Source organism: Nocardia sp. Marseille-Q1738 (genome assembly GCF_965283145.1).
Map to the genome: position 1 here is coordinate 342,968 of NZ_CBDIMS010000007.1, position 15,007 is coordinate 357,974.

Sequence of the window (15,007 nt, forward strand, 5' to 3'; positions counted from 1 at the left end):
GAGCCGAGCCTTCGGCGGGCTCGCCCGACTCAGCCGAGACCTCGTTCCCGGCGGGAGCGGTCTTCCCCTCTTTACGCGCGGCGGCGACCTGCGCGGTCGGCGCCGCGGCCGCCGCGAAGTGGGCGCCGGCGTCGACCACGCTGGATTCCACGGATTCGGTGTCGGCCGTCGCGGACTCGGTCGCGGCGCTTGCCGCGGCGAACTGCTCGCCCGCGTCGATCACGGTTGCCTCCGATACCGGATCGACGACCGGCGCCAAGGCATCGACGGCACTCCTCTCGGCGGCGTCGGTGGTGGGCTTGGGTAGCTCGCGCCGGTCGGCATCGGGTTGATCGAGATCGGAGCTCACGCGCGGGGTCCTTCGGGGGTGGCGGCCGCCGCCGCGTGCGCGGCGGCGGGCAGGGCGGCAGCGATACGGTCGAATGCGTTCTCGTCGAGCGCCGCGGAGACGAACCACGCTTCGAACGCGCTCGGCGGCGCGTACACGCCACCGTCGAGCAGAGCGTGGAAGAACGCTGGATAGCGCCACGTCTCGCTCGCCTTGGCGGCGGCGTAATCGGTGACCGGGCGTTCGGCGAAGAACACGCTCACCATATTGCCCGCGAATTGAACCTGGTGCCCGACCCCCGCCGTGGTCAGCGCGTCGCTGAACAAACCGCCGAGCCGCTCGGCATTGCGATCCAGCGCCGCGTAGACCTCGTCGTCGGCCGCCCGCAGGGTGGCCAGACCCGCGGCCACCGCGACCGGGTTTCCGGACAGCGTGCCTGCCTGGTAGACGGGCCCGAGCGGGGCGAGATGGTTCATGATCTCGGCACGTCCGCCGAACGCGGCGGCGGGAAGCCCGCCGCTCATCACCTTGCCGAAGGTGTACAGGTCGCCCGCGACGCCCTCGCGGCCGAACCAACCCGCGCGGCTGACCCGGAAGCCGGTCATCACCTCGTCCATGATCAGCAGCGCGCCGTGCTCCGCGGTCAGTGCGCGCAGGCCCGCGTTGAACCCGGGCAGGGGTGCGACCGCGCCCATATTGCCCGCCGCCGCCTCGGTGATCACGCACGCGATCTCGCCGGGATTGGTGGCGAACGCGGCGGCGACGGCGTCGAGGTCGTTGTAGGGCAGCACGATGGTGTCGGCCGCTTGGGCGCCCGTGACGCCGGGCGAGGTGGGCAGTCCGAGTGTGGCGACGCCGGATCCGGCGTCGGCGAGCAGCGCGTCGACGTGGCCGTGGTAGCAGCCGGCGAACTTGATGATCTTGGTGCGTCCGGTGTAGCCGCGAGCCAGCCGGACCGCGCTCATGGTGGCCTCGGTCCCGGAGTTCACCAGGCGCACCCGCTCCACCGGCGCGACCCGCCGCACGATCGCCTCGGCCAGCTCGATCTCCGCCTCGGTCGGCGCACCGAAAGATAGCCCGCCGGATGCCGCGCGCCGCACCGCGTCGACGACCGCGGGGTGCGCGTGGCCCAGAATCATCGGGCCCCAGGAGCAGACCAGGTCGACGTACTCGTTGCCGTCGGCGTCGACGAGTGTGCAGCCGCGGGCCGAGGCGATGAATCGCGGTGTGCCGCCGACGGATCGGAACGCCCGCACCGGAGAGTTGACACCACCCGGAATCACCGAACTCGCCCGGTCGAAGAGCTGAGCGGAGACCGGCACCGCCGCACTGGTCACACGCGGAGAAGAACTCACGTGTTCCAGTGTCTCAGTACCGCTGAAATGGTTCGACGACAGGGTGTAGTGCAGTGACGCAGGCCGCAGCCGGCCCGCAACACGCCGAGATGAGGTTCGCGCGAATTTCGATCGCTGGAGGGTTGCCGGTGCGTAATGTCGGGGGCCATCGTCTACTGGCTGGGAGGGTCTGCATGCGGATTGCCATCGTCAGTGCGGGTTTACTCACCGCGGTCGCCTGCGCCACTGCGGCACTGGGCGCCGGTTCGGCCACCGCCGAGCCGCTCGATCAGCTCGACCACTTGCGCATCGGCATCCATCTGGACCACGTGGCGACCACGACGCTGGCCGGCGGACCCATTCCCGCCGTCGTCACCATGGTCATCCCGCCCAACCGCATCGGGGCCGGCCTGAAAACCGACTCCGCGATATACCGCGATCAGCACGGCAGGGTCTACGCCTCGCTGCGCCAAGTGCTGATGGAGGCGGCCGGCCATCCGGACGGGACGCTCACCGTCTACCTCAATGCCCCCGGTACCCGCGACGGCCGCGTGCTGGACATCTACCAGCACTGGAGCTGAGGACGCCGCGGGCCGGCGCCGTCAGGTGTACATGCACGGCACCTGCGCCGACATGGTGTGCAGGACGCACATGAACGAGTTGTAGGGCCCGGCGGAACCCGAATCCGGCACGAAGATCGGCGCGGTCGCGTCTTCCAGCGGCAGACCGGAGTTCGCGCCGGCCGGCGCTGCCCCGATCCCGAGGGCGGCGGCCACGGCAAACGCGGCACAGATCTTTACGGCGAACCGGTTCATCAAACACTTTCCTTCATCGCGTGCGTTCCGAACTACGGCCGAAATACTAACGGCCGCAGGAACATTCCTGGCAAAGCGCGCGGTCGCCGGGTGCGCACACCGGACGACGCGCGGTTGCACGGTAGCCCAGACTCGCGGCATCCGCAGCGCTTCACACGCGATCGGCGGCTACGTGATGCCGAGGCAGAAAGCGGCGAATCCGGTTGTCACCAGGCATGCCAACGGCGCGGGCAGCGCATGCAGCAACGGCGCGGGCGGGGTGGCCGCGAATGCGGGCAGCACCGGAAGCGGACGTGCGGTAGCGGTTTCGGCGGATGCGGCCGGAACCGCTGCGGTGACGCCGATCACGCCCGCCGCCACCGCGCCGAAAAGCATTCGTCGTACAGGTGGTCTCATGATTTCGGCGTTCCCGTCATCGCGCGGGTCAAACGAGGCGCGTATGCGGAAGGCCCGCTCAGCGGCCGTTTCCGGCTCAGCCGCGGAGGCCGCGGACCAACCGGGCCGCCGCATCGATCGCGAGCACTCCGGCCACCGCGACCAGCACCGCGGCCAATAGCTGCCAGGGCGCCGCGTAACGGATCGCGGTGAACCCCGGCACGTCGTCCGAAGGCGCGAAGTCGACGGTGCGCACACTGTTGCGCCAGCTCAGCGCCGCCGCCACCAGCGCGAGCAGGATCAGGTCGAGTTCCACGAACACCGCGATGATCGAACGCCTCAACGGTCGGCTCCGTTCTCGCCGCGCCGCACGGCTCCGGTCAACGCCGCCCGCAGCGCTTTGTGGTCCTTGGCCCATGCCTGCACCAGCGTATCGTCGGCCAGCCGCAGCCCGATGCCGGTGCGGCGGCGCGGCACGCCGGTCAATTCCCCGAGCGCCCTGGCCGACTCCCACGGTTCGTCGTCCCAGGACTCCTCGTCGCGTTCGGGGAGGACCTCCGCGACCGAGCTCAGCGGCAGCGACTCGGTGCCCGAGCGCAGCGTCGTCGAGGTGAGCTCGACGCTCACGTGCCGCTTACCGGCGAGCACTTGCAGCGCGACGAAGCCCGCGATCAGCGCGGCGCAGAACAGCAAGGCGAACCAGTGCACGGAACCACCCGTGACGAGTTCGAGGAGGAGAATCGCCAGGCACAGGATCGGCCCATAGGACACCGCGCGCCAGCGGGCGCCCGGTTCGGCGAACAAAACGGTCGCTGCGGTCACAGCCAGCCCATCACGGCGGCGCCCGGCGCCACGGCGGAAAGCGGGATCAGCGAGTCAGGCCGGGCAACAACAGCACGGCGACGGTCAGCACGGCAAACAGAATCAGCAGGCTCAATACGGCCAGATCCCGCCGAATGCTGTGCGGCTGCTGGATCACCACTCGCATCGCTGCCTCCGATCATCCGGAGCCATCTGCCCAGTTCCCGCGCGAAACGTAAAACAACGCATGACAAATGACTTCCGGTTCCCATGTCCACTGTGACAACCCTCACCATACATGCCGGTCTGTCTCGGACAAACTGGGAACGTGTTCCACCGGTCGGTTCAGCGTCCGCCCAGCTGGAAGTACGCGGTGGACTCCGGACGATGCGACAGATAGATGGCGCCGGCCGCGAGCACGGCCTGCACGATCGATGCTCCGCCCGCCACCAGCGAGGCTGTCCCGGTCACCGCGTCGATCGCCAGCAGCGAGCCGACGCCGATCACCACGACCCAGACGCCGAGCACTGTCAGCAAGGTGCGCGCCCAGAGCTTGCCACGCCCGAACTGGTGCACGATCACCAGCGCGAGCGCCGCGACGCCCAGCCCGATCAGCACCACGACCACGTACACCAGCAACACCATGAGCTCGACGCTGGCCATCGTCACCTGCGGGTCCTTCGCACTGGCCTGTTGGAAGACCTCCTCGGCGAAGGCGCGCCGCCGCTCCAGCGCGGCGATGACCGACGCGATCAGCTGCACGACGCCGAATCCGAGCACACCCCACCACAACTGCCGCGCGGTACCGACATCCTCCGGCATCGGAACCCGGGCCGGTCGAACGCCGAACGGCCCCGTCATGTTCGTCACGACAGCCAGTGCGCGGCCTCGGTCGCCCAGTAGGTGAGCACGATGTCCGCGCCCGCCCGCCGGATACCGAGCAACGACTCGAGAACGGCGCCGCGGCGATCGATCCACCCGCGCTCGGCGGCGGCGGTGATCATCGCGTACTCGCCGGAGATCTGGTAGGCGGCCACCGGGACGGTTGAGCGATCGGCGACGTCGCGCAGGATGTCCAGGTACGACATGGCCGGCTTCACCATGACGATGTCCGCGCCCTCGGCGAGGTCCAGCTCCAATTCGCGGATCGCCTCGCGGCGATTGGCCGGATCCTGCTGGTAGGTGCGCCGGTCGCCTTGCAGCGAGGAACCAACGGCCTCACGGAACGGGCCGTAGAAGGCCGAGGCGTACTTCGCGGCGTAGGCCAGGATGCCGGTGTCGGTGCGCCCGGCCGCGTCCAGTCCGTGCCGGATCGCGCCGACCTGGCCGTCCATCATGCCGCTGGTGCCGAGCAGGTCGGCGCCTGCCTCCGCCTGCGCCAGCGCCATCTCGACATAGCGGTCGAGCGTGGCGTCGTTGTCGACGGCGCCATCGGCGGCGAGCACACCGCAGTGGCCGTGGTCGGTGAACTCGTCCAGGCAGGTGTCGGCCATGACCACGGTCGAATCGCCCACCTCGTCGGCGAGGGCGCGCAGGCCGCGATTGAGGATGCCGTGCGGATCGCTGGCCTGGCTGCCGACCGCGTCCTTGTCCTCGGGGCGGGGCACGCCGAACAGCATGATCCCACCCACGCCGGCCGTGACCGCCTCGACGGCCGCCTTGCGTAGCGAGTCCAGCGAATGTTGCACCACTCCGGGCATCGAGCCGATCGCGCGCGGTTCTTCCAGCCCGTCGGCGACGAACATCGGAAGCACCAATTGCCGTGGTTCCAGTGTTGTTTCGGCCACGAGACGACGCATAGCCGGGGTACGGCGCAACCGCCGCGGGCGGTCCATTCCGGTCATGGATCGCACGATACGCCTGTGTCTGTGTTCAATTTGCAGCGCCTGCGGCGCTGCGTGTTCGCGGCCCCTTTGTGGCTCGCGTCCGAGCGACCGCCGCTTGCGACTTCGTCGCTTGCGCGTCGGCCGCTCGGACGCGAGCCGGGCCGCGAACAGACAATGCTCGGTCTCGCTGCGCTCGAAAACGGGGGTTGGGCCGAGTAGTTGCGTGAGGCGGTGCGCGGCCCGCTGGAGGAGCTAGCTGCCGTCGCGGCGGCGAGTTACCGCTGCAGCGACGGCGCCGCCCGCGGCGCCAAGCGCCAGTGCCGTCGGCACGCCGATCTTGGCGGCCTTGCGGCCGGTCCGGAAATCACGGATCTCCCAGCCCCGATTCTTGGCCACCTCGCGCAGATCCGAATCCGGGTTGATCGCCACCGCCGTTCCGACCAGCGAAAGCATCGGCACGTCGTTGTGGCTGTCGGAGTAGGCGGTACACCGCTTGAGGTTCAAGCCCTCGCGGATAGCCAGCGTGCGCACCGCATGCGCCTTGCCGAGGCCGTGCAGGATGTCACCGACCAGGCGTCCGGTGAACTTCCCGTCCACGCTTTCGGCGACCGTGCCGAGCGCGCCGGTCAGCCCGAGCCGTTTCGCGATCACCTGCGCCAATTCGACGGGTGTCGCGGTCACCAGCCATACCTGCTGGCCCGCGTCCAGGTGCATCTGCGCGAGCGCGCGGGTGCCCGGCCAGATCTTGTCGGCGATGATCTCGTCGTAGATCTCCTCACCGAGCGCGGCCAGTTCGGCGGTGGAGCGACCGGCGATGAACGCCAGCGCCTTTTCCTTGCCGCTGGCCATGTCGGTGCTGCTTTCCTTGCCGGTGACCCGGAATTTCACCTGCTTCCAGGCGACGTCCACCAGATCGGAGGTCTTGAAGTACTTGCGCGCGGCCAGCCCGCGGGCGAAATGGACGATCGACGCGCCCTGCACCATGGTGTTGTCGACGTCGAAGAACGCCGCCGCGGTCAGATCGCGCGGCGCCTCCGGTCCCGCGGCTTCCACCTCGCCTGCGGCCAGCTCCGCGTCGTGCAACGTCAGCGCGGCGTCCGCGCTCGCCTCACCCGCCAGGTTGGCGCGCAATTCCTCTTCGCTCGGGCCGAAGGGGCTGCGCGAGATGCGGGCGAGCTGGTCCTGCAGCCCCTGACCCATCTGGCTCAGATTCCACCGCGCCGGAAACTCCCCGAATCGTCCCGCGATGAATCCGGCCCTTGCCACCTTCGATCGTTCCGGCACCAGTACCTCCGCCCGTCGCGCGAACCATGTCAACAGTAGCCGGATCGGGTGACAGTCACGGCGGAAGGCGGTGTGCGACACAATCGAGTGGCGCGTACCGAGCATCCGGGGCGCGCGGACTCCCGATTAAATATCCCGCATGGCCAATCCCACACATTCGGTGACATTGCTTACCCGCGCCGGCTGCGGGCTGTGCGCGACGGCGCTGGAACAGCTGCGCGTGATCTGCGCCGAATTCGGTATCGAACCGGGGACCGTCGACGTCGACGAAGCCGCCGCAACCGACCCTGGCCTGCGCGCGGAGTACGGCGACCGGCTTCCGGTCGTGCTGCTCGACGGCCGCGAGCACAGCTATTTCGATGTCGATGAGACCCGGTTGCGCGCCGACCTGACGCGCTGAGCGGAGCCGGTTCCGGACCGTTTCGGCCACTGCGCTGGTCGGGACGGAAAATGAGGCCAATTTCACCGACTTTGTGCAGGGCTTCACAAGCAGTTACGGTGGTGGCACGCGACCCGCATGCCGAGGCTGCGGAGCCGCCCCGAAATCCGAAACTTCGACACCCATGGCACCGGACCGTCCCGGGTCAGAGGGTCGAGCGACGAACCGGTGCCCGAGGCGCCGGGACGAGGAGCCGACGACGTGACAGAGCAGCATGAGGCGCCAGGCGGCGTCTCCGGCAGGGCTCTGCAGAAAGACATCCCGCAGGCCACCGTCGCGCGGCTGGCTACCTATCTTCGGGTCCTCGCCATGTTGGCCGACGACGGTGTTGCCATCGTATCGAGTGAGGAACTGGCTGTCGCGGCGGGTGTCAATTCGGCCAAGTTGCGCAAGGATCTATCCTTTCTCGGCCCCAATGGAGTTCGCGGCGTCGGGTACGACGTGGCCAAGCTGCGCTCCAGGATCGAGGACGTGCTCGGCCTGTCGAAGGGCCACCGCGTGGTGCTGGTCGGTGCGGGCAATCTGGGCCGGGCATTGGTCGGCTACGGCGGCTTCCGACGGCGCGGATTCAGCGTGGTCGGCATTTTCGACAGCCATCCCGAGGTGATCGGCATGACGGTCGCCGGGCTGGTGGTGCGTGACGTCGCCGCGCTGGCCGAAGCGGTCGCCGAGCTGGAGCCGACGATCGCGGTCATCACCGTTCCCGACGACGCGGCCCAGGACGTATGCGATCGGCTCGTCGCGGCCGGCGTGCAGTCGATCCTGAGTTTCGCCCCGTGCGAGCTGGTCGCGCCGGCGTCGGTGGAGGTGCGGCGAGTGGATCTGGCCGTCGAAATGCAGATGCTTTCCTTCGAACGGGTGCGCAACGCGGAACAGACCTCGCTACCCGAGGTCGCGCACGGCGGGTCGGGCCGCATCGCTCGGCACCTGCCTGCACCGCACGCGGGGTCCGCGCATCCGGCACTTCAGCACTCGACAACCCCGCATACGGCAACGGAGCCAAGCAGCAAGGGATCGGTGGTCACACCATGAGCGTTCTCCTCGTCGGCATCTCGCACCGCAGTGCGCCGGTATCGGTGCTGGAGAAGGTGGCCATCACCGATGCCGACCGGCCGAAGCTGATCGACCGCCTGCTCGCCTCCAGCCACGTTTCCGAGGCGATGATCGTCTCCACTTGCAACCGGGTGGAGGTCTACGCGGTGGTCGACGCCTTCCACGGCGGCCTGGCCGAGATCGGCGACCTGCTGACCAAGCACTCCGGCCTGCCGCTGCCCGACCTGACCAAGCACGCCTACGTCCGCTACTCCGAGGCCGCCGCCGAGCACCTGTTCGCGGTGGCCAGCGGCCTCGACTCGATGGTGGTCGGCGAGCAGCAGGTGCTCAGCCAGATTCGCGGCGCCTACGCCTCCGCCGACGCGCAGCAGGCCGTCGGGCGGACCCTGCACGAGCTGGCCCAGCACGCACTGCGAGTCGGCAAGCGGGTGCACGCGGAAACCGGGATCGATCGCGCGGGTGCGTCGGTGGTGTCGGTGGCGCTGGATCGCGCACAGCACGTGCTCGGGCCGCTGGCCGGTCGGACGGCCGCGGTCGTCGGAGCGGGCGCGATGGGCGGCCTTGCGGTAGCGCATCTTTCGCGAGCGGGAATCGGCCGGATCATCGTGGTGAACCGCACGATCGGGCGGGCGCGCAGGCTCGCCGAGACCGCGCGCACGCACGGTGTCACGGCCGAGGCGAAGGAGCTGTCCCGGCTCACCGAGGCGATGTCCGCGGCCGACGTGGTGGTCACCTGTACCGGCGCGGTAGGCGCGGTCGTGACGCTCGCCGACACCCACCGCGCGCTGACCGACCGCGAGCGCGGCGAGGGATTCGCCACGGTGGAGCGACCGTTGGTGTTCTGCGATCTCGGCCTCCCCCGTGACGTCGAGCACGCCGTGGCCGGACTACCGGGCGTCACGCTCATCGACATCGAGACGTTGCAGCGCGATCCCGCGGCGGGCGCCGCCGCCGACGACACCGCGGCCGCCCGCTCGATCGTCGCCGACGAACTCGCCAAATACCTTGCCGGACAGCGGATGGCCGAGGTCACCCCGACCGTCGCCGCGCTACGTCAGCGCGCGGCGGAGGTGGTCGAGGCCGAACTGCTCCGGCTGGATTCGCGGCTGCCCGGCCTCGCCGACCCCGAGCGCGATGAGGTCGCGCGAACGGTGCGCCGTGTGGTCGACAAGCTGCTGCACGCGCCGACCGTGCGGGTCAAGCAGTTGGCGTCCACGCCGGGCGGCGACAGCTACGCCGAGGCGCTGCGCGAGCTGTTCGAGCTGAAACCGGGTGCGGCGCAGGCGGTCGCCGCGCCGATGGAGATCACCGCACTCGCCGGCGATCGCGCCGAGATCACACTGGCCGACGGGGACATCGCGCTGGCCGACGACTTCACCGCGGGACATCGCGGCGAGGAACAGGGGCAGACGGCATGACCATGGTGCACCACCAAGGCAACGCGGCCGCGGACGGCATCCGCGCGCCGTGGCGTATCGGCACCCGGGGGAGCCTGCTCGCGCTCACCCAGGCGGGCACGGTGCGCGACGCGCTGATCGCCGCCGGGCACCCGGCCGAACTCGTCGTGATCAAGACCGCCGGAGACCTGTCCGCCGATCCGGTGCAGAAGATCGGCGTCGGCGTGTTCACCTCCGCGCTGCGCGACGAACTGGCGGCCGGCGCGATCGACATCGCGGTGCATTCCTACAAGGACCTGCCGACCGCGCAGGACCCGCGCTTCACCATCGCCGCCATCCCGCCCAGGGAGGATCCGCGTGACGCCCTCGTCGCGCGCGACGGACTGGTGCTGGGCGAGTTGCCGGCGGGAGCCAAGGTTGGCACCTCCGCGCCGCGCCGCGCCGCGCAGCTGCGGGCGCTCGGTCTCGGCCTGGATATCGTCCCGCTGCGCGGCAATCTGGACACCCGCCTGCGCAAGGTCAGCGAGGGTGAGCTGGACGCCGTCGTGGTGGCCAGAGCCGGACTGGCCCGTATCGAGCGGCTGGACGCGGTCACCGAGGCGCTGGAGCCGGTGCAGATGCTGCCCGCTCCCGCCCAGGGCGCGCTGGCGGTGGAATGCCGCAGCGACGACGCCGACCTTGTCGAGATCCTGACCGGCCTGGACGACGCGGCCACCCGCGCCTCCGTGCTCGCCGAGCGATCCCTGCTGGCCGAGCTGGAGGCGGGCTGCACCGCGCCGATCGGCGCGCTGGCCGAGGTGGTCGAGTCGCTCGACGACGAAGGCCGGATCGTGGACGAGCTCTCGCTGCGCGCGTGCGCCGCGGCCGTCGACGGGTCCGACGTGTTACGGGCGTCGGTGGTCGGCGCCCCGGCGGACGCGGCGGAGCTCGGTCGCGCGCTGGCCCGCGAGTTACTCGACATGGGCGCGCGCGAGCTGCTCGCCACCGAACCGGACGACGGTTCCCTCACCCGGGCGGTGCGTCCGCCCGCCACAGACTTGCCCAACCCCAGCCCAATGGAGAACAGCCGATGAGTGAGCGAATCCTCACCGCGCCTTCGGGTATGCCGCAGCCGAGCGCAAGCGAGGTGCAGGCATGAGCCGAGGCACGAAAAAGCACCCCGGTCGGATCCTTTTCGTCGGATCGGGTCCGGGGGACCCGTCGCTGCTCACCGTGCGGGCGCGTGAGGTGATCGGACGGGCGACGCTGGCTTTCACCGATCCGGACGTCGACAAAGGCGTGCTGGCCTTGATCGGCACCGAGGTCGAGCCGGGCCTCGACGGCGAGCGCCCGGTCGACGTGCGACCCGCGCTCGGCGAGCCCGCCGAAGTGGCCAAGACGCTGATCGCCGAGGCGCGCACCGGGCACGACGTGGTGCGCGTGGTCGCGGGCGACCCGCTGACCACCGACTCGGTGATCGCCGAGGTCAACGCCGTCACCCGGTCGCACATGGTCTTCGAGGTGCTGCCCGGCCTGCCCAATGGGTCGGCGGTGCCCAGCTACGCGGGCATCGCGCTCGGTTCCGGGCACACCGAGGCCGATGTGCGCGGCGAGGTCGACTGGGCCGCGCTGGCGGCCGCGCCGGGTCCGCTCGTGCTGCACGCGACCTCCGGGCACCTGGCCGAGACCGCGAGCGCCTTGGTCGAGCACGGCATGGCGCCGCAGACCCCGGTGGCCGTGACGGTGCGCGGCACCACCCGCCAGCAGCGCACCATCGAGGCCACCTTGGCCACGCTGAACAGCGCGGCCTCCGAGCTGGTCGGCCCGCTGGTGGTGACCATCGGCAAGGTGGTCGCGCACCGCTCGAAGATGTCGTGGTGGGAATCGCGCGCGCTGTACGGCTGGACCGTGCTGGTGCCGCGCACCAAGGACCAGGCCGCCGAGATGAGCGAGCGCCTCGTCACGCACGGCGCCATCCCGATGGAGGTACCGACCATCGCGGTCGAGCCGCCGCGCAGCCCCGCGCAGATGGAGCGTGCGGTCAAGGGCTTGGTCGACGGGCGCTACCAGTGGGTGGTCTTCACCTCCACCAACGCGGTGCGCGCGGTGTGGGAGAAGTTCGCCGAGTTCGGCTTGGACGCTCGGGCGTTCTCCGGTGTGAAGATCGCCTGCGTCGGTGAGGCCACCGCGGACAAGGTGCGCTCCTTCGGTATCAATCCGGAGCTGGTGCCCAGCGGTGAGCAGTCCTCCGAGGGGCTGCTTGCCGACTTCCCGCCCTACGACGACGTTTTCGACCCGGTGAACCGGGTGCTGCTGCCGCGCGCGGACATCGCCACCGAGACGCTGGCCGAGGGCCTGCGCGACCGCGGCTGGGAGATCGACGACGTCACGGCCTACCGGACGGTGCGCGCGTCGCCGCCGCCAGCGGAGACGCGCGAGATGATCAAGACCGGCGGCTTCGACGCGGTCCTGTTCACCTCGTCCTCCACGGTGCGCAATCTGGTCGGCATCGCGGGCAAGCCGCACGCGCGCACGATCGTGGCGTGCATCGGCCCCAAGACCGCCGAAACGGCCATCGAGTTCGGCCTGCGCGTGGACGTGCAGCCCGAGGTGGCCCAGGTCGGTCCGCTGGTCGAGGCACTGGCGGAGCATGCCGCCCGTCTGCGCGCCGAAGGGCTCCTGCCGCCGCCGCGCAAGAAGAGCCGCCGCAGCCGCTGAGCTGTGTCTAATTTGCAGCGCCCACGGCGCTGCGGGTTCGCGGCCCCTTTGTGGCTCGCGTCCGAGCGACCGCCGCTTGCGACTTCGTCGCTTGCGCGTCGGCCACTCGGACGCTCACCCGTCGCGTCTCAGTACCGCCTGCGCATCATCGTGCGGACCATGGTGCAGGTGGCGTCGGAGGGCGGGCGGATGCCGATCACCTCGGCGGTATGCCGGATCCGCTTGTTGGTGGCGTAACTCGGTGCGTAGACGCCCGAGTCGAGCAGGGCGATCGCCAGGCGCATCGCCTTCAAGCGCCGGTTGTGCATGACGTACCACGCGCGGGGACGGCCCGGAGGCAGCGGGCGCTTCTGCAATGGCGCGTAGGGGCGGTCGATGAGAACGGTTTGTGGTGTGCGCACTGGCATCCCTCCCGTGGCGATCGGGGGCGGCGAGCCCCCTCGAACGTACCTTCGATTCTACCGTGGGGGACCGACAAAGTCCGCTGGCCACAAGGGTTTTCACGCGCGACGGGGCTCACAGATCGTGCAGCAGCCGCAAGGACTGTGGATGGCCGAGGGCCGCGGCGCGTTCGAGCCACTGCCTGGCCTCCTGTTGGGCCTGCGTGCGGCCGGTCGCGATCGCGGCGGCGGCCCGCAGCACCTCGGGGTCGGCGAAATCACCTGCGAGATAAGGTGTGTCCGCCGCGCGCAGCAAGAGCGCGAGGTGGAACATCGAGTCCGGATCGCCCGCATCGGCTCCCTTGCGCAGCCACCGCTCGCCCTCTATCCGATCACCGCGATCCAAGTGCAAGGCGCCGAGCACCGCCATCGCGTCGGTCTTTCCGCGGCGCACGGCCTCGGTGAGCAGCGCGATCGCACGGTCGAATGCGCCGCGGCGGGCCAAGTGCACGCCGAGACTGCGCATGGCCGTGGGATTTCCGGCCCGCACGGCGCGTTCGTACCAGCGCTCCGCCGCCACGTCGTCACCGCGCCGATTCGCGAGAACGCCCATGTTGCACAGTGCTTCGGGCAGCCCGTTCTCGGCCGCGGGCCGCAACCAGCGCTCGGCCTCGTCCAGATTCCCACGCTCCAGGTGCAGCAGGCCCACGTGCACACCCGCGGACTCGTTGCCGCGCGCGGCGGCCCGCTCCAACCAGCGGATCCCTTCGCCGATCCGCCCGACGGCGCACAGCAGCGCGCCGAGCATCCCCATGGCGGGCACGCTGCCGCCCGCGGCGGCCCGGCGCAGCCAGCGTTCGGCGCCCGCCGCGTCGCCGGCGTCCCACAGCGCTTCGGCGCGCCGCTGCATGGCGAGCAGTTCGATCTCGCTCGGCGGCTCGGTCATGTCGACACTCCTGCCCGGCGGCTTCCGGCGGATGCCACGCCGCCGATCATCGCGGTTGTCCGAGCGGGGCCGGGTACCCGTGCTCGCGGGCGTAGGCGATCAGCTGCGCGTCGTAGTTGCCCAGGCTGTCCAGCAGCCAGGCGTGTCCAGTGTCCTTGACCACCACGATCGGTCCTCGGTTGCCCGGTGGCAGCGTGGGCACCGCGCCGTCGGTGTACCAGGACGTGGTCGACCACGGAAAGATGAACGCCCAGCCGATGTCGCAGACCCGCTCCGGCGGTCCGAGCTGCAGGGGATCGGCCGGAGTGCTGAGCCGTGCGCTGTGCGCCGCGAGTATGTGCCGCGCGCTGTTGCGGGCCACCCGCACGTCCAGCGGCCCCGCGGCGGTGTCCGGGAACGGCAGATTCGCCTGGGCCTCGGCCAGCAGCCGCCGGCCCGCACCCGGAGTCACCGGGCACGGCATGCTCTGCAGGCGGAGGAAAACGGTGTGGGCGGTGTCGGAGTACCGCAGCCCGACGAAGGCATCCTCGGTGCGACCGGCCAGGTGCGTGCCGCGGCTGCGCGCCCATTCGTGCTCGTCGGGGCGGATGTCGAGGGTCGCGAAGGCGGCGTACGCGCCGCGCATCAGCTGGGGATCGGCCCATTGTCGCGCGACGAACTCCACATAGATGTTCTGCCCGGTGGCGTCGGTGGGGCGCCAAGTCCGCATCGTGGTCGCGGGCGGGGGCAGGCCGCCGGTCAGTACCGGCCACCAGTCCGACAGCAGCACCGCCACCCACGATTCGAAGTCGGCGGCTCTGGCCAGCGAGATATCGATGTGCGGATCGGTCATCCTGTCCCCCAGCGGGTCTCGCTTAGTCGGAGTATGCGCCTCGGGCGGGGTCTTCGGTGTGATTTCACCCACACCAAGCATGACGCGGGTCCGGCCAAAATGTGCCCCTATCTGGCGTTTCAGCGGGGCGCGGCGCACATCTTCGTGAGGGCGAGATCCACCGTTCGCGGCTCGGCTCGCGTCCCGAGCGGGCGCGCTGTCTGCGATGCGGTCGCCAGCGGTGACGGAAGACTCCGAAGGTCATGGGCGCTGCCGAAGATCCCTCCGGTTGCCACCAAACGCAACTGATCGGCCCAGCTCTCGGTTTCGAGCGCAGCGAGACCGAGCATTGTCTGTTCGCGGCCCGGCTCGCGTCCGAGTGGCCGTCGCGTCCGCGACGCAGCCGCAAGCGGCGGACCGCTCGGACGCGACCCCCAAAGGGGCCGCGCACACCCACCCCCCCCGCGGCGCCAAATGTAAACAAGACCCAGCCGCACCCGCCGACCACAGACCGGAAGGGG

General features: G+C 70.2%; 17 protein-coding genes. 6 read left to right on the top strand and 11 right to left on the bottom strand.

Going from position 1 to position 15,007, the window contains the following annotated elements:
• Nucleotides 1-345: 345 nt before the first annotated feature.
• Complete coding sequence (gene hemL, locus ACWPXK_RS24890) at nt 346-1,683, bottom strand: glutamate-1-semialdehyde 2,1-aminomutase (RefSeq protein WP_454198568.1); 1,338 nt, start codon at nt 1,681-1,683, stop codon at nt 346-348.
• A gap of 173 nt (nt 1,684-1,856) precedes the next feature.
• On the opposite strand from hemL, the gene ACWPXK_RS24895 reads away from it, so the two are divergent.
• Nucleotides 1,857-2,243 carry a hypothetical protein gene (locus ACWPXK_RS24895; RefSeq protein ID WP_454198569.1) on the top strand — a complete coding sequence of 129 codons (387 nt, stop codon included), beginning with the start codon at nt 1,857-1,859 and terminating at the stop codon, nt 2,241-2,243.
• A 21-nt stretch (nt 2,244-2,264) separates the two neighbouring features.
• Here ACWPXK_RS24895 and ACWPXK_RS24900 read toward each other — a convergent pair whose 3' ends face one another.
• From ACWPXK_RS24900 to ACWPXK_RS24930, 7 genes are all read right to left on the bottom strand, one after another.
• The gene (locus tag ACWPXK_RS24900; RefSeq protein ID WP_454198570.1) at nt 2,265-2,477 is read right to left on the bottom strand and encodes a hypothetical protein; all 213 of its coding nucleotides are present in this window, start codon (nt 2,475-2,477) and stop codon (nt 2,265-2,267) included.
• Between the two features lie 168 nt (nt 2,478-2,645).
• Nucleotides 2,646-2,873: a hypothetical protein gene (locus tag ACWPXK_RS24905; RefSeq protein WP_454198571.1), complete on the bottom strand. Its 228-nt coding sequence runs from the start codon at nt 2,871-2,873 to the stop codon at nt 2,646-2,648.
• A gap of 76 nt (nt 2,874-2,949) precedes the next feature.
• Complete coding sequence (locus ACWPXK_RS24910; RefSeq protein WP_454198572.1) at nt 2,950-3,195, bottom strand: hypothetical protein; 246 nt, start codon at nt 3,193-3,195, stop codon at nt 2,950-2,952.
• Nucleotides 3,192-3,674 (bottom strand): hypothetical protein, encoded by a 483-nt coding sequence (locus tag ACWPXK_RS24915; RefSeq protein WP_454198573.1) that lies wholly within the window; start codon nt 3,672-3,674, stop codon nt 3,192-3,194. Before ACWPXK_RS24915 ends, ACWPXK_RS24910 begins: the two co-directional genes overlap by 4 nt.
• A gap of 324 nt (nt 3,675-3,998) precedes the next feature.
• Complete coding sequence (locus tag ACWPXK_RS24920; RefSeq protein ID WP_454198596.1) at nt 3,999-4,514, bottom strand: hypothetical protein; 516 nt, start codon at nt 4,512-4,514, stop codon at nt 3,999-4,001.
• Between the two features lie 5 nt (nt 4,515-4,519).
• Entirely contained in the window at nt 4,520-5,497 is a 978-nt protein-coding gene (hemB, locus tag ACWPXK_RS24925) for a porphobilinogen synthase (protein WP_454198574.1), read from the bottom strand.
• A gap of 234 nt (nt 5,498-5,731) precedes the next feature.
• Nucleotides 5,732-6,679 carry an HAD family hydrolase gene (locus ACWPXK_RS24930; protein ID WP_364330451.1) on the bottom strand — a complete coding sequence of 316 codons (948 nt, stop codon included), beginning with the start codon at nt 6,677-6,679 and terminating at the stop codon, nt 5,732-5,734.
• Nucleotides 6,680-6,902: 223 nt separating this feature from the next.
• Between ACWPXK_RS24930 and ACWPXK_RS24935 the strand changes: the two genes are divergently transcribed.
• The 5 genes from ACWPXK_RS24935 (at nt 6,903) to ACWPXK_RS24955 (ending at nt 12,349) form a co-directional block, all read left to right on the top strand.
• On the top strand, nt 6,903-7,163 hold the full coding sequence (locus tag ACWPXK_RS24935) for a glutaredoxin family protein (RefSeq protein WP_364330211.1): 261 nt from the start codon (nt 6,903-6,905) through the stop codon (nt 7,161-7,163).
• A gap of 240 nt (nt 7,164-7,403) precedes the next feature.
• Nucleotides 7,404-8,234 carry a redox-sensing transcriptional repressor Rex gene (locus ACWPXK_RS24940; protein ID WP_454198575.1) on the top strand — a complete coding sequence of 277 codons (831 nt, stop codon included), beginning with the start codon at nt 7,404-7,406 and terminating at the stop codon, nt 8,232-8,234.
• Nucleotides 8,231-9,673: a glutamyl-tRNA reductase gene (locus ACWPXK_RS24945; protein WP_454198576.1), complete on the top strand. Its 1,443-nt coding sequence runs from the start codon at nt 8,231-8,233 to the stop codon at nt 9,671-9,673. The genes ACWPXK_RS24940 and ACWPXK_RS24945 overlap by 4 nt, the downstream gene beginning before the upstream one ends.
• Entirely contained in the window at nt 9,670-10,725 is a 1,056-nt protein-coding gene (hemC, locus tag ACWPXK_RS24950; protein WP_454198577.1) for a hydroxymethylbilane synthase, read from the top strand. The genes ACWPXK_RS24945 and hemC overlap by 4 nt, the downstream gene beginning before the upstream one ends.
• A 61-nt stretch (nt 10,726-10,786) precedes the next feature.
• On the top strand, nt 10,787-12,349 hold the full coding sequence (locus ACWPXK_RS24955; RefSeq protein ID WP_454198578.1) for a uroporphyrinogen-III synthase: 1,563 nt from the start codon (nt 10,787-10,789) through the stop codon (nt 12,347-12,349).
• A 128-nt stretch (nt 12,350-12,477) separates the two neighbouring features.
• On the opposite strand, the gene ACWPXK_RS24960 is transcribed toward ACWPXK_RS24955, so the two are convergent.
• From ACWPXK_RS24960 to ACWPXK_RS24970, 3 genes are all read right to left on the bottom strand, one after another.
• Nucleotides 12,478-12,750 carry a hypothetical protein gene (locus ACWPXK_RS24960; RefSeq protein ID WP_364330225.1) on the bottom strand — a complete coding sequence of 91 codons (273 nt, stop codon included), beginning with the start codon at nt 12,748-12,750 and terminating at the stop codon, nt 12,478-12,480.
• 115 nt (nt 12,751-12,865) lie between these two features.
• Entirely contained in the window at nt 12,866-13,675 is an 810-nt protein-coding gene (locus ACWPXK_RS24965; protein ID WP_454198579.1) for a tetratricopeptide repeat protein, read from the bottom strand.
• Between the two features lie 46 nt (nt 13,676-13,721).
• On the bottom strand, nt 13,722-14,507 hold the full coding sequence (locus ACWPXK_RS24970; RefSeq protein ID WP_454198580.1) for a hypothetical protein: 786 nt from the start codon (nt 14,505-14,507) through the stop codon (nt 13,722-13,724).
• Between the last annotated feature and the right edge of the window lie 500 nt (nt 14,508-15,007).